Here is a 250-nt window from a genome sequence, read left to right on the forward strand (position 1 = left end):
AAGCGCTTGGCCGACAGGTGGGCCACCTCGATCGCCATCGGATCGCCGTTGGCCAGCCGCAGCCGCTCGATCCGCAGCACCCGGCTGCCGGGCTTGATGTCCAGCAGCGGGGCGATCCGGTCGTCGGCGGTGATGGAGCCGACCTCGATCAGCCGCGAGGGGGGCTCCAGCCCCTGGGCGCGCATGTCCTCGGGGTAGGAGGGCAGCTGCAGGGCCTGCGCCACCTTGGGCTTGGCGACGAAGGTCCCCT

1 protein-coding gene is annotated in these 250 nt (G+C 72.0%); it reads right to left on the bottom strand.

All coding sequences use genetic code 11. From position 1 onward, the window contains the following. On the bottom strand, positions 1–250 hold a 250-nt coding region (locus C7C46_RS33860), incomplete at both ends, for a UTRA domain-containing protein (protein WP_146259357.1).

It is taken from the genome of Streptomyces tateyamensis, from assembly GCF_003205575.1.
GTDB lineage: Bacteria > Actinomycetota > Actinomycetes > Streptomycetales > Streptomycetaceae > Kitasatospora > Kitasatospora tateyamensis.